Here is a 15,326-nt window from a genome sequence, read left to right as displayed (position 1 = left end):
TGCGGTCTCGTCGATCGCGATGATCTGGAGGCGCGCCTCGTTGACCCTGAGTTTGGCGCGGGCGATCATCGTCTCGATCTCGCCGCGCTCGCCCAGCAAACGGGCCCACTCGCGGTTGATGTTGAAGACCTTGACGCCGTCGACGAAGCCCTTCTGGAACAGGCTCAGATATTTTTCGCGCTCGCTCTCGACGAGGCGCAGCTCTTCTTTCTTCGCTGCGAAGCGGGACTCGAGGCCTTTGACCTCCTCGCCGGATTGGACGATGGTGATTTCAAGCAGTTCCCGGCGGCTGGTCCGGTTCTGTCGGTTGCCTTCGAACAGGCGGCGCTCACCTGTCATGATCTTCGTGGCCTCGTCGCTGAGGTCGGCCATCCCCGGTGGATCGATCATCGTGTCGAGACCGTCCCGTTCGGCGACGAGCCGCGCCCTGCGTCCGAGGAACTCGGCCAGTTGCGAACGGATGATCGACAGCTCGGTCTTGATCTGGACGTCGTCGAGCTGGAACAGCACCTGCCCCTCGTCGACCATCTCGCCCTGGCGGACGGTGATGGCCTGAACTGTCCCCCCGTCGCGGTGCTGCACCTCCTTGAGGTTCTGGTCGACCTTGACAGAACCCTGCGCGATGACCGCGCCGGCGAGCTTCGCGGTCGCGGCCCATCCGCCGCAGCCCATGACGAGGCCGAGCGCAAGCATCGCGCCGAAGACGACGTGACCGCGCAGCGAGAAGCTCTTCACGGGCGGTTTCGCGATGGCCGCCGCGCTCTCGAAGAGAGTGCGGTCGAAGTTATGGGCGTTCATGGCTCGCTCCGCTGTGACGGCTAGCTGTAGTAATAGAAGCGGTGATTGCCGCTGACCTCGATCGAGAAGTCCTTCTCGCCCTCGTCCTCGATCAGCACGTCGATGAAGGTCGATTCGGTTTCGCCGACCTTCTCGATGCGGAAGCGGAACGGGCGGTCGTCGCCATCGTCGCCATAGATGCGCGCGAAGTCGTCCTGGTCGCCAGGGTCGTCATCGTCGCGGTCGTCATCCTCACGGATTGTGTACTGGCTGACGATGATCCGGTCCCCGACCTCGAGGTCGAGGATCCTGTGGATCAGTTCCTCGGCCTCCTCGTCGGCGTCGCGCCCGTCGAGTTCGAACTTGAACGTGTCCGTGCCCGCCCCGCCGCTGATAACGGTCGCGGTCTTGCCGATGACGAAGGTGTCGTCGCCGGAGCCGCCGATGACGACCTCGAAGCTGCCGATTGTGTCCTTGCCGGCCTCGGCGCTCTTAATCTCGCCCTTGACCAGATCGACCACGGTGCCGGTCTTGAGCGCGCTCAGATCGAGCGTGTCGGTCCCTGAGCCGCCGGCATAGACGTCGTCGGCGCAATCGGCGTCGACCATGACCGTGTCGTCGCCAGCACCGCCGTAGACCGTGTCGCTGCCCGCGCCGCCCGCCAGATGATCGTCGCCAGCCGAGCCGTGCAACTCGTCTTGGCCGACCCCGCCAATCAACGTGTCGTTACCCTCGCCACCGTCGATGCAGTCGTCGCCCGCCTCCCCGAGGAGGATGTCGTTGCCGGACCCTCCCTCGACGCGGTCATTGCCGGCTCCCGCCAGCACGACGTCGTTTCCATCGCCGGCATCGACGTCGTCGTCGCCGTCTCTGGCCATGACGGTGTCCTGCCCGGCGCCGGCCAAGATCACGTCGTTGCCGGTCCCGGCATCGATCAGGTCGTCGCCGTCGCCGCCGACGAGCCGGTCCTGGCCCGCGCCGCCGACCAGTTCGTCGCGCCCCGTCCCGCCGTCCAGCACGTCGTCGCCGTCGCCGCCGACGAGGCGGTCGTCGCCATCCTCGCCGAAGATGGCGTTCCTGCCGGCTCCGGCATCGACGATGTCGTCGCCGCCGCCGGCGCGCACCACGTCGTCGCCGGAGCCGAGTTTGATGATGTCGGCATCGTTCCCGCCGATCACCGCATTACCGCCATCCCCGGCCGTAACGCTGTTGCGGCCATTGCCGGTCAGGATCGCGTTGCGGCCCGAACCGCCGTCGATGCTGTCGTCGCCGTCGCCGCCGTCGACCAGATCGTCGCCCGCGCCGGCCTCGATGACGTCGTCGCCCGCGCCGCCCGCGATCTCGTCGTCGCCGTCGCCGCCGATCAGGTGGTCATGTCCTTCGCCGCCGTCGAGCCGGTCATTGCCGTCGCCTCCGTCGAGGAGGTCGTTACCCGCCCCACCGGTCAGCCAGTCGTCGCCAGCCTCGCCGTGGATCTCGTCGTCGCCATCCTCGCCATGGAGCTGGTCGTTGCCGATGCCGCCGCGGATGATGTCGTTGCCGGAGCCGCCGAACACGACGTCGTTGCCGGCGCCGGCATCGATGGTGTCGTTGCCCGCGCCGCCGTAGATCACGTCGTCGCCGGCGCCGGCGAGGATGATGTCCTTGCCGCCACGACCCTCAATCATGTCGTTACCGTCGAGACCCTCGATCAGGTCGTTGCACTCGCTGCCGATCAGGACGTCGTCCTGCGGCGTGCCGATCAGCCGAAGGAACTCGACGACGTCGAACGTCGCGCTCTGGGCGACGAAGGCCTGCCCGTCGCTGATCTCGTAGCTGAGCGTGATCGACCCGAAATAGCCGGCCTGCGGCTGGTAGAGCCAGCCCTCGGCAGTCTGCGTCAGCGTGCCGTGGGAGACCGTAAGATTGCGCGGCGCGAGCGTGTCGCCATCGGCGTCGCTGGCGCCCGCCAGCAGCATCAGCGCGGTCAGGAGCGAGGCCTGACAGGGACCGATATCGGCAAGGCGCAGCGCGCCCGCGACCCGCGGCGCGCGGTTGCGCTCGGGAGCCTGCGGATCGGGGGTGTCGTCGCGCGGGTCCGGCAGGTCGGGCTCCGGCGGGGCGATCGGCTCCACCGGGCGCAGCGGCAGCGTAAAGCCGGCCGTGATAAAGGTCTCGCCGATGCCGACGCCGCCCGAGCCGCCGGCGGCTGCGGCGTTGGCCGTCGGCGTCAGGGCGACGCCGGCCGCCCCGCTGGCGAAGAACCGCCCATTGTCGTTGCTGGCGTCCTCGCCGAAGGTCGGGGGCGGCCTGATGCCCGCGATCACCGGAAGCGGCAGTTGCTCGAAATCGAAGGCCGGCGAATCGATGTTCATGTAGTCTGGCAGACCCGGCACGGCCGGGCTCGGCTGGCCGGAGCCGATCGCGCGCTGGTTCTCGCCGCCGATCGAGCCGGTTTCGTCCTCGGGCTCGACCTGCGCCGGCGGCTTGGCCACGTCCGGGACGTCCTCCTCCACGGCCGCCGTCGCTTCGTCGGCCGCCTGCTGGCGCTGTGCCTCGTCTTCCGGCGTGGCCGCCTCGCTCTTGCCGACAAGGCCCTGCACATAGGCGATGGCCGCCGCCATGATGGCGAGAAGCAGCCCCGGCCCGCGCATCGACAGCGGTGCGTCCTGCTCGCTTCGGGCAATAACTTGGGCGGATGATGGCGGCGTATCGGCCGATCGCCGCGCGGCTTTGACGTCAATCATGCTGACACCCGTTCCGCTTCGAACTGAGCCCCGAAGCCAGCGACCTTGGGCAGGCCGGGCATCGGCTTGCTCGGTTCGGGTTGCGCAGCCGCCCCCAAGGAGGGCTTGATGATCTGATCCTTCGGGCCGAAAGCCGCGAGCTTGCCGGCCTGGATCACGCCCACGAGATCGACAGCGGCGAGCGCGCTCGGCCGGTGGGCGACGATGATGACGATCGCGCCGCGCGCCTTGAGCTGCTCGATCGCCTTCGTCAGCGCAGCCTCGCCCTCGCCGTCGAGGTTCGAGTTGGGCTCGTCCATGATGACGAGGAACGGGTTGCCGTAGAGCGCCCGCGCCAGGCCGATGCGCTGACGCTGGCCGGCTGAGATCGCCATGCCCTGGGGCCCGAGCGGCGTGCGGTAGCCGGCCGGCAGCCTGACGATGAGATCGTGCATGCCCGCCGCCTCGGCCGCGGCGATGACGCCGCTCGAATCGTCGTGCTCGGCCAGCCGGGAGATGTTCTCCTCCACGGTGGCGTCGAGCAGCCCGACCTCCTGGGGCAGATAGCCCACCGCGCGGCCGAGATCCTCCTCGGGCCATTGCTCGAGCTCGGCGCCGTCGAGGCGCACGGAGCCGCGCAATGTCGGCCAGATGCCGGTCAGCGCGCGCACCAGCGTGGTCTTGCCGCCGCCGCTGGGGCCGATGATGCCGACCGCCTGGCCCGCCATCACGTCGAAGGAGACGTCGCTGAGCAGGACCTGGCCGGTGCCCGGCGCCGAGACGGTGATGCGGTCGACCTTCAGGTAGCGGTGGGGCGCGGGCAACTGCATCGGCTCGACCGCCTGGCTGAGCGCGACGACGGTCTCGCGCAGCCGGGCGAAGGCCTGGCGCGCGGCGACGAAGGGCCGCCAGTTGGCGATCGCCTGGTCGACCGGGGCGAGCGCGCGCGAGGAGGCGACCGAGGCCGCGATGATCGCGCCCGCCGAGAGTTCGCCCTTGATGGTCAGGAAAGCGCCGAGCCCGAGCACAGCCGATTGCAGGATCATCCGCAGCACCTTGGAGAAGGCCCCGAAGGAGCCGACCAGGTCGCTGGCGCGCGACTGCATCTCGAGATGGGCCTCATTGGCCTCGGCGAAGCGGCGCGTGGCGCGGCCGGCGAAGCCCATCGCCTTCAGCACCTCGGCGTTGCGGGCGTTGGACTCCGCGATCAGGCTGCGGCCGATGGCCGACTGCCTGGCCTCGGTCGAGATGTTGCGGGCGAAGACCTCGCTGGCGATGGTGAGCAGCGTCAGGACGACCGCGCCCGCCAGCGTCAGCGCGCCGAGCCAGGGGTGGAGCAGATAGATGAAGCCGATATAGATCGGGATCCAGGGCATGTCGAAGAGCGCGCCCGGCCCCTGTCCGGCCAGGAAGCTTCGTACCGTGTCGACGTCCCGGCCGCGCTCGATCGCCTCGGTGGTCGAGAAGCCGAAGCGCGGCATGTCGATCGCCACGCGATGGGCGGTCGGGGCGATGTCGCGGTCGAAGCGGGCGCCGATCCTGAGCAGGATGCGCGAGCGCACCGCATCGAAGCCGCCCTGGAACAGAAACAGCACCAGCGCGATGACGGAGAGCGCGATCAGCGTCTGGACGCTGCCGCTGCTCAGGGCGCGGTCGTAGACCTGCATCATGTAGAGCGAGCCGGTCAGAGCCAGCACGTTGATCAGGCATGAGATCGCGACGAGATAGACGAAGATGCCACGGAGGCCTTTCGTCAACTTCGCCGCATCGCGTTTGCGGGCCCGTGCGAGACTGTTGGAGATCATGACGCTGTTCCCGATGACGCTGACGCGATGAAGCCGGCGCCACCCCGACCCAAAGGGCCGGGGTGGCTAAGCCCGAAGCATCAAAGGACGATGTTGCCCGGGCTCAGCGTGTGGGTTCCCTTGAGGTTGATCTGGAAATCAGCCTCGTCGTCACCGTTCACATTGCCCGACACCACCGTGTAGTCGCCGTCGGCGCGGGTCTCATAGGTCACCAGCAACTGCGCCGAGGCGGTGAACTGCGGACCGCTGGCGATGGTGAAGGCCTGGTTGCCGTCGGCCCCGGTGTCGGCGTCGATCCCGGAGAGATCGAGACGGTCGCCCGGCTCGAAATCGAGGATCGTGTCGCCGTCGGCCGCCTGGACGCTGGTGAAGCGGAACACGTCGTCGCCGGCGCCGCCCTCCATCACGTTGACGGCCGCGCTGGCGGTGATCGTGTCCTCGCCCGATCCGGTGGCGACGTTCTCGATGCCCCACAGCGTGTCGGTTCCGCTCTCGACGCTGACGGCGCTGCCGCGGCCGAGAAGGCCCGAGCCGAGATCGACCGTGATCGAGGCCGAGATCGCCGACATGTCGAGCGTGTCCACGCCGTCGCCGCCGTCCAGATCGTCGCCATGATAGGTGTCGTCGCCGTCACCCACCGCCGCCACGATCAGGTCGTCGCCGGCGCCGCCGACCATGGTGTCGCGGCCGACCCCGCCCTCGAGACGGTCGTCGCCCGCCTCGCCGAAGACCCGGTCGTCGCCCGCCTCGCCATAGAGCGCGTCATTGCCCGCCCCGCCGAAGCCATGGTCGTCGCCGCCGCCGAGGAAGACGATGTCGGCCCCCGCCCCCGCATCGACGAAGTCAGCGCCCTCGCCAGCCGAAACCCGGTCGTCGCCAGCCTCGCCGATCAGAACGTCGTCGCCGGCAAAGCCGATGATGTTGTCGGCCCCGGCCGTCCCGACCAGGACATCCGTGCCCGGCGTCCCGGTCCGCAAACCGCCGCCCGAGGGCGAGGCCGGCGGAGGCGTGGCGACATCGTCGTCGTCGCAGCCGCAATCATCGCCGTCGTCATCGTCATCGCTGTCGTCGTCGTCACCGTTCCCGGCGTCGTCATCATCGTCGTCCTGGTCGTCGTCGTCACCGTCGGTGTCATCATCGTCGTCATCATCGTCGCCGTTCCCGGCGTCGTCGTCGTCGTCGTCGTTATCGAAGATGCTGTCATCGTCGTCGGCGGGCGCATTGGACGCGTCGAGGTCGAAGACGTTTTCAGGCAACCCGGTGAGCCCCGTATTGCGCTCGATGATCTTGGCGAACGTTATGCTGTTCTCATCGGTGAACAGCGAGTCGTCGAAGATCTCGAGATAATAGAAGCGATCGCCGTGCTGCAGCCGGTCGAGCTGCTCGAGGAAGATATAGCCGAAGGTCGAGCCGAGCTGGCCGGCCATCGGCTTCTCCAGAAGGCCGCCGATCCACAGATCCATCGTCTCGAACCCGTCCGGATAGGCCAGTTGCAGCTTTCCGAGCATCGTCGCGGAGATGTCGTTGCGCTGCGCGAAGTCGGCCCAGTCCGAATAGGGCCGCAGGGCGCTGAGACCCGTCTGCTCGTAAAGCTGCGAACGGACCTCGTTGAACGGGGCGATGCCCATGTCACGACCGCGGAAGATGTTGAGCGCGGCAAGGTCTAGCGGCCGCCCCACGAGCTGGTTGCGGAGCGCGTTGACAACGTCTTCGTCGATCGCCTGGTGCTGCACCTGGACCGAGCCGCCGATCAGGCCGTCGATCCCGAGTGCGGAGACCTGGTTCGGGCTGAGGAAGGCCTGCACCAGGGAGATCTCCTGAAGATCCCCATTCGCGTCGACATAGCTCACGGTCTCGTTGAGCATGGAGTGGCCGAAGCGATAGGCCGCCTGGGCGAACTCCACCGAGATCGAGGCGTCGACCGTCGGGTCATAGCCCTCGAAGCCATGTTCGTCGTCGCCGTCGAAGCCGCCGGCCATCGCGGTGGCGAACTCGGTGAACACCACACGCTGGTATTCGGCGATGTTCATCATGCGAGCCGCTTCGAAATATTCGGCCTCGGTCCACGCGTTGTTGGTCTTGGTCTTGATCTCGTCGACCCAGAAGTTGTGGTTGCGTTCCCAGATCGTGTGGATCGAGGTCAGCATGACGTTTTCGTTGGCCCGGCCATCGCCGGCGATGAAGTAATGGCCGATGGCGTCGAGATCGAGCTGCGGCGGGTTGGTGCCGGGCACGAATGCCGGGATGAAGTCTATCAGGAGCGGCTGGCCGCTGCCGTCATAGTTCGAGATGTCCTCCGCGGTCAGTTCGTCGCCGCCGGTCATGACCCGGTAGTTGGCGCGGATATGATCGAGCGTCGGCAGGAGCGGATTGCCCGAGGCGTCGATGTCCCCCGACAGCAGGTAGGCTGTCTGCACCGGTTCACCGTCAGCGCCGACTTCCCACCTGCGCAGCAGGTTGGTGATCGCGTTGCTGGAACCATAGGTCTGGTTCTGATCGACATAGGGCGAGGCCTGGTTGACGTACTCGGCCGGGATCTCGTCCCCGCTGTTGGGAATGCCGTCGGGGTCCACGCCGGTACCCGGAACGATGTTCGAGCGCGGCGCATTGACCGGGGTCGCGCCGACGTCGCCGATATAGACCGAGCCCGGCTGGCCCTTGGCCACGAAATCGAGCCCGTGGTCGAAATATTGGCCGAAGAAGGTCAGCAGGCTCGTCCCGCCGAAGGCATTGACGATGCTCTCCTCGATGCCGTCCCCGTCATTGTCCTGGTTGGACAGGATGTTGGAGATATCGCGCGGAGTAAGCCCCGTCTGGCGGATGCCCGACGCGCCGTCCGTATAGTAGGCGTCGGTCAGCCGGATGAACTGGCCACCGGACGTGCCCCACTCGGGATTGTCGACATTGTTGCCATAGCCCGAGGAGTCGCGGACCAGCCCGTCCTGAACCATGTCGAGAAGGTCTTCCAAATCCTCGTCGTCGAGACCCGTCCCCCCGGTCCCCGGACCATTCTGGAACTGAGGCGGCACCGCACCGGTGAAGGTGATGGAGTGGGTGCCGTTGCCGAAGGTCTGGGTGCCGTTGCCATTGTTCACCAGCGTATAGCCGGAGATGTCCTGGCCGGCCGCCAGTTCGACCACGTCCTGCGGACGCAGATCGCCGACGATCGTGTCGTTGCCGCCATTGCTGCGGAACACCACGCGGTGCGCCGAGGCGAGAGCCGAGATGTCGACCGTGTCGTCGTCGGCGCCGCCGTTGATGGTGATCGTGTTCGGCAAAAGGGTCGTGCCGGCGAAGGTGCCGATCGTCGACACCGAGTCGGTGCCGTCGCCGGTGTTGATGATGATCTCCTCGACGTTGTCGAGATCGGCGATCGCCACGCCGTTGCGGGTGATGACGATTTCGGTGTTGGCGTTGAGCGGCGTTACGCCGTTGGTGATCGCGGCCGCGCGGCTGTAGACGACGAAGGCGTCGCCGCCGTCGTTGCCGTTGATGATGACGGTGTCGGTGTTGCCGCCGCCGTTCATGAAGTCGCGCCCGTCGGTCGGCCCCGTGGCGTTCGCGTTCCAGACGATCGTGTCATTGCCCGTGCCGGCATCGATGGTGTCGTTGCCGAGGCCGCCGATGACGATGTCGTTGCCGCCGCCGGCGTTGAACGTCGAGCCGTTCACGTCGCCGATCAGGATTTCGCCGGTAGCGCCACCGTTGACCGTGGTCGGGAAGGTGACACTGATGTCGTCAATGCTGACAAGGTCGTCGCCATCGTTGAGCGCCGACACCGTGAAGCGGATAAAGGCAGCGGCGGTAAATGGGCCCGTCAGGACGAAATTGCTGACGCCGTTGTTGCCCGTGGCGCTGTTGATCAGCTGAACCTGCTGAAGATTAGCATTTGTACCGTCTCTGGAGAACTGAACGGTCACCGTTTCGTTTGCATCGAGCGCTTCGGTAACATTGTACGAGATCGTTGCGGACGGCGCGCCGGCAAGTCCGGACAGACCTCGTTGAATCGATGCGCCGTTGCTATTGCCTGCGTTATTGCCGTTGTCGAATTCCAACCGGCTCCCATTGATGCGGATCTGGCCGTTGTCGCTTGTGCTGCTCCCGTCGTCGCCGTTCTCGCCCCAGTTGTCAGCCCAGGTATTGACCCCTGTTCCGTCATTGTCGGTGTAGCTGGTGCTGCCGAATGTCTCGCTGAGCGTCGTCGTGTTAGCGACCGAGTTCAGCGTGACCGTGGCGTTGTCGGTCGCAGGCCCTCCGGCCGCAGTGTACTGGAACGAGCCGCCCGGTGTCCCGGTGTCGGTCACTGTGATGGCGTCCGCACCGAGATTCGCGACAAGATCGCTGCCGATCGTCGTACTGACCGCCGTGATGTCGATCGTGTTGTCCGGATCGGTGTCGTTGGCAAGCAGTGCCCATTTCGGCACCACGATCGCCGTGCCGGGCAGGGCATTGGTGATGATGGTGTCGTTGCCGGCATTGACCGGGTCGTCGACCGACTGGACGGTGATCGTCGTGATCGCGGGGTCGCTCTCGAAGAAGCCGCCATTGACGGTGGTCTCGATGATGCGCGGCGTCGTGTCCGGGGCCTGCGAGGTGTTGCGGAACCCGATCGACTGGATCGCCGTCTGATAGGCGGCCAGCGACGCCGTTCCCGTCAGCGTGACGACGATGGTCGATGCCACGACCTGAGTGACTGCCGAAATGCCGAGAGCCGCCAGGCTAGCCGGTACCACCAACGTATCGCCCGGGAAGGCGTTGGTCAGGACGATGCGGGCGGAGGCGAGCGTTGAGCCGAAGTCGGTGATGCGCGGATCGGATCCGATGGAGACCGCGACCGCGTCCTCGTCATAGTTCGCCGTGACATCAACCGATGGCGTCGCCGACGGCGCCAGGAAGACGGCGTTGACGGCGAGGTTGTCGATCGAGAAGGACTCTGGATTCTGCCCGCCATCGAGCGTGTTGTTGGAGCGGAAACGCAGAACCGCGTTCGCGGTGAGGGCGCTAGCTGGCAGGATGAACGATTGCGCGCCATCGCCGTTGTCGAATGTTTCGAGGGTCGTGAAGGTCACGCCATCGCCGGAGACCTCGAAGATGATCTCTTCGTTGTCGGCGCCGGTGATGTTCACATCGGAGATCGTGAAGGACACGGTTGCCGAAACCGCGTTGGCGAGGTTCAGCGACCGCGCGATGGACGAGTCGTCGGCATTGCCTTGCGAGAAGGTCAGCGTTCCGAGCGTCGTGATCTGTATCGAACCGTCCGTCGCGCTCTGCGCGGCGCCTGCGTCGCCGGATTCGACCCATGCTCCGTTGAAGGCGTTCGTCGTGCCGGGGTTGTTGTTGGTGTAGGCGCGCGTGGTGAAGTCGTCGCCCCAGTTGCGGTTGACGGGGTCGAACCCGTTCAGCTCGAGCACGGGCTTGACCAGCGAGATGGCCCGGTCGGCGAACTGCAGGACCTCGACATTGCGGATCGTATCGACGCCATCCGACACGATCTGCCGGCCGGTATCGGGATCGATGCCGATGGTGACGTTGTCGTGCGACACCGTGAAGGTGCCGTCTCCGTTCTGGGTGATGGTGTAGTTGGGGGTGCCGTCGGCGGCGAGATAGCTGTCGTTGAAGACGGCCACGTCGATGTCGCGCACTCCGTTTTCGCCCACGCCGTCGTCGAGGACGATTTCGCGGACGATGTTGAGCTGCGTCGGCACGATTTGCCGGTCGATCATCAGCTCCGACAGCGTCTTGCCGACCAGACTGGGATCAGTCAGGCCCAAAGCCAAGAGCTGTGGCGCCGTGAAGGTGTGCTTCAGGCTGTCGATCGTGGCGAGCTCGTTGGCAGCCGTGTTGCTGACGCCCGGAGCCGTGATGCGGATGCGGACGTTGAGCCAGGCGTCGCCGTCGATGAAGTCGTTGCCGCCGCGGCCCTCGATGAGATCGCTGCCCGCGCCGCCGAGCAGGATGTTGCCGTCGTCGAAGGCGATGCCTCCCTCGAAGCCGGACGTGCCCTGTGCGAGCGCGCTGCCCATCAGCAGCCGCAGACCGTCGATGCGATCGACGCCGGCCTGGGTCAGCTCGTGACCGACCATGGTGCCTTCGGCGTTGGCGAGATTGCCCGCTCCGTCGGCGGGGGTCGAGCTGCGGTCGTCGCCGCGCAGCACGTCGTCCCTCTCCCAGCCCGAGAGCGCCTCGACGGCGTCGAAGCGGTCGCGCAGGATGTCTTCGGCATCCGTGGTGAAGATCGGCTTGGTGAGGTCGGAATCGGCGGCCTCGGGGTTGCTCTTGTGGATCGACCAGTCGAAGCCGAGCATGCCCTCGCTGCGCATGACGCTCGGGCCCTGGACCATGATGTCGTCGCCGGATTCGGCGTCGAAATCATGCTCTTCGGAGCCGGCGAACATCACGTCGTGGCCGAGAATGGTCGAGTTGAAGAACAGCTCGGAGTTGTCGCCGGCCGTGGTGTCGAAGCCGCCGCCGGCCTCGATCCAGTCGTCGCCCTCGTTGCCCATCAGGAAGTCCATGCCGTCGCCGCCGAGGATGAAATCGTTACCCTCGCCGCCGAAGACCTCGGTGTCGTCGACGCCGACGAAGATCACGTCCTTGCCTTCGCCGCCCATGATGACGTCGAGGCCGTTGGAGTTGGCGATGACGTCGTTGCCTTCCTCGCCCTTGAGGAAGTCGCCCGTGTCGCCCGAGTCGGTGATGATGTCGTCGCCCGCGCCGCCGAGGACGAGATCGACGCCCGCGCCCGATTCGATGCGGTCGTTGCCCGCGCCTCCCCAGATGCCGTCGTCGCCGAAGTCGGTGATGATCGTGTCGTTTCCGTCCGTGCCGCCGACGACGACGTGCTCGCCGCCGAAGGTGCGGAAGTAGTTGGTCTCCACGGCCGCCGTGCGCGGATCGTCGCGGACGACCTTGCCGAAGCCCAGCGCCTCGAGGACTGGATCGTTGCCGCCGGGATCAACGCCGGACAGGCTGAGGTTGTCCGGATCGTAGTCGTGCTGGTTGGCCGCGTTGACCTCGAAGACATAGTCGTAGGCCGCGAAGGAATCGGCGCCGATATGGCGGGTGACGATGTCGTCCGCGGTGCCGCGGATGCCGTCCGGGCCCGGCTGGGCGAGGTCCGTGTTCGCCATGATCATCTTGGCGAAGGAGTTCTCTTCCAGCTCAACGAGGAAGTTCAGGCCCTGGGTGCGCGTCAGGTAGTAGAACCTGTCGCCGTCCTGCAGCGCTTCCATCTGCGCCTCGAACACGGCGTTGAAGGTCGAGCCGAGGAAGCCGCCGAACGGCATCTTCTTCTCGGCCAGGCCGCCAATCCAGAGGTCGATGCTGTTGAGGCCGGTGTTCGCCGCCGTGTAGGCGCCGGTGGCGTTGAGGAACGCGATGCGGTCGGCGTTGAACGCGGCGATTTCGTTCACAAGCACCAGATCCGGATCGCCGAAGACGAGCTTCATCGCGGCGTCGCGCTTCTCCGCGACGGTGCCTTCGATCGAGGGATGCGTGCCGTAGGCGGCGATGAAGTTCACCACCGAGAGCGGGTTCTTGAGGTTGGCCGCGAACTCGACCCAGCTCTCGTAGGGCTTGAGGAAGGTCGAGCTCGTCGCGGCGTAGAGCTGCTCGCGCGCCTCGTTGAGCGTCGGCATATTGGTGTCGCGACCGCGGGCGATGTTGATCGCGCCGAGATCGAGCGGGATGCCGAGCAGGTTGTTGCGAAGGGCCCCGGTCAGGAACTCGTCGATCTCGTTGCCGCGCTCGGTGGTCATGCCGCGCACGATGGCGCCGGCGGCCTGCTCGGCGCTGATCTGCACGGGGGCAGTCGCCGGATTGCCATCGGCGTCGACATAGTTGAACACGAGCGGATTCAGGAACGAGGCGATCAGGCCCATGTCGTCCTGCGAGGTGATCGCGCCGGTGGTCTGATCGATGAAGACGCGCGGCATCGAGTCGGTCAGCATCGAGTGGCCGAAGCGATAGATGACGTTGGCGAACTCGGCGAAGATCGACGGGTCGATGTCCGTGACCGCGTTGAAGACGAAGGGGTCGATCGCGGGCTGGATCTTGCGGCCGAACTCCTCGAAGACGAGGTGCTGGTACTGCATCTCCGTCGCCATACGGGCCGCCTGGAACAGGCGCTCGCCGTCCCAGTTCAGACCAGCGATCTCGACCGGAGTGTCGATCTGATTCAGATTTGTGATCGGCGTGCTCAGCCATTCGTTGATGAAGGCGAGGTTGCCGCTCTCGAGGATGGTCTTCTTCTGAAGTTCGACCTGGCGGTTGTGCTCGGAATGGAAGACGTGGTGGACGGCGGTCAGGCCGATATTCTCGTTGCCGCGCCCGTCTCCGGTGATGAAATGCCGGTCGAGAAGCTCGTTGTCGTAGGCGACCCGGTTGCCCCGCATGTCGGTGCCTATGGCATTGCCGGTGTCGGTGTCGGTGTCGGCGGCGATGGCGACGTTAGCCGTGAGCGGGTCGTTGTCATGGTCGAACGTGCCGGTCGGCACGGCGTTGTGGGCGATGTCGTCGAGGAAGGCGTTGTTCGTGCGTAGCGCCCCCACGGCTGTAGGAATGATCGGCGAGGCAGGGGTACCCGAGACGGTGATGTCGTCGAACGTGTTGGGAACGCCATCGCCGCCGACGCCGACGATTACCCTCGCGTAACCCGTGGCCGCGTCGGGAATGAAGTTGCCGTAGGCGTCGGTGAGGATCAGTGGCACGGAGCCGACATCTCGGTCTTCCAGCTGGATGCCGAGCATCTCGCGGGCCTGGTTCTTGACGTCGGCCCAGGTCGGCAGGCCGTTCTTCCCGCCATCGGGACCGACGCCGTCGAGCAGGTTGCCGGTGGCGACGGTCCTGCCCGCCACGGTCGCATATTCTCGCAGGAACACCTGATGCGAGGCATGCGAGGTGTAGGTCTGGTTCTGGTCGACCCATGAGGTGGTGACGTTGCGTTGCGTCGGCTGGTTCGGGTCGTCCGTGGGAATGTTGGTCGACCGCGTAAGGACCATGAAGTTGGTCCGGCCGCCGGGCACGTAGAGCGGGTCGTCCGGCTGCAGCGGGATGTAGATCGTGCCGGCGCCGCCCTTGGAGATCAGGTCGAGGCCGTGGTCGAAGAACTGTCCGAAGAAGGTCATCCACGCGTTGAACGGCGCGGACAGGCCCTCGTCGGGCGCGACGTTGGGAATCGACAGGGAGCCGGAGGTATCGACCTCGATGCCGAACGGCTCCAGCACGAGGTTGACGGCGTCACGCGCCGCTTCCTTCGCCGCCGCGATCGCGGCCGCGGTCGGCGGCGGCGTCGGGCTAAGCATCGCGGTGGGGCTCAGCATGACGGCGAGGTTGGCGGCCCAGTCGGGCTGTTCGGCCTGGACATCTGCCAGCGTGCCGTAGGGGTCTTCATTGCCGGCAAAGGTCAGGGCCGCGACGATGGCCGCCGGGTTGTTCAGGCTCATGTCCGAGACGAGATTGGAGATGAGGCGCGGATCGGCGTCCACGACCGTCCCCGGCCCCTGGCTTGAGGGCGAGCCGGGCGTGTAGTTGGTGTTGGTCAGGGTGCTCGTCGGGCCGAACGATATCGAGTCGCCATCCACCTCGTTGAGATAGGCGCCGCCGTCGAGCAGGCGCGGCATGCCCTGCCCCGCCGCACCCCAGGTTTCCTGGCCCTCGACGAGGTTGTTGTAGGTGCCGTCCACGGTGCGGATGCCGAACGGCGTGTGGGGATCGGGAATGGCGCGAACGTAGAGGATCGGGCCGTCCACATTCGTCAGCGGATAGGTCGCGTTGCCGACGAAAACGCCGCCCGCGTAGGCGGTGGCATCGGTGATGATCTCGCCTGTCGTCGGATCGACGCGGATTTCGGTCAGGTCAGCGCCATTGGCGTTGGCTTCGCCGATCTTGATCTGCTTCAGGACGAATTCCAGATCGTGCAAGTTCAGCTTAAACATCACGATACTCCCGATGATCCGCAGGCACGCCGCTCCATTCTCAGAATCTGATGATCCCAAGCCGCGAGTTAGTTGAACTGGCTTTTCACAGCCCAGTTCGTTCG

3 protein-coding genes and 1 pseudogene are annotated in these 15,326 nt (G+C 66.1%); all 4 read right to left on the bottom strand.

All coding sequences use genetic code 11. The features are described 5' to 3' along the window. Window positions 1–798: pseudogene (locus tag Q8M82_RS00255) on the bottom strand (HlyD family type I secretion periplasmic adaptor subunit); the annotation flags it as partial. Between the two features lie 20 nt (window positions 799–818). After that, window positions 819–3,503: a cadherin-like domain-containing protein gene (locus Q8M82_RS00250; RefSeq protein WP_305689392.1), complete on the bottom strand. Its 2,685-nt coding sequence runs from the start codon at window positions 3,501–3,503 to the stop codon at window positions 819–821. After that, window positions 3,500–5,287, bottom strand: a complete 1,788-nt coding sequence (locus Q8M82_RS00245; protein ID WP_305689391.1) for a type I secretion system permease/ATPase — start codon at window positions 5,285–5,287, stop codon at window positions 3,500–3,502. Before Q8M82_RS00245 ends, Q8M82_RS00250 begins: the two co-directional genes overlap by 4 nt. Window positions 5,288–5,367: 80 nt before the next feature. After that, window positions 5,368–15,222 (bottom strand): peroxidase family protein, encoded by a 9,855-nt coding sequence (locus tag Q8M82_RS00240; protein WP_305689390.1) that lies wholly within the window; start codon window positions 15,220–15,222, stop codon window positions 5,368–5,370. Window positions 15,223–15,326 lie beyond the last annotated feature (104 nt).

The organism is Allobosea sp. (genome assembly GCF_030694325.1).
Lineage (GTDB): Bacteria > Pseudomonadota > Alphaproteobacteria > Rhizobiales > Beijerinckiaceae > Allobosea.
The sequence above is the reverse complement of the archived record's forward strand: the minus strand, read 5'-3'. Positions and strand labels throughout refer to the sequence as shown.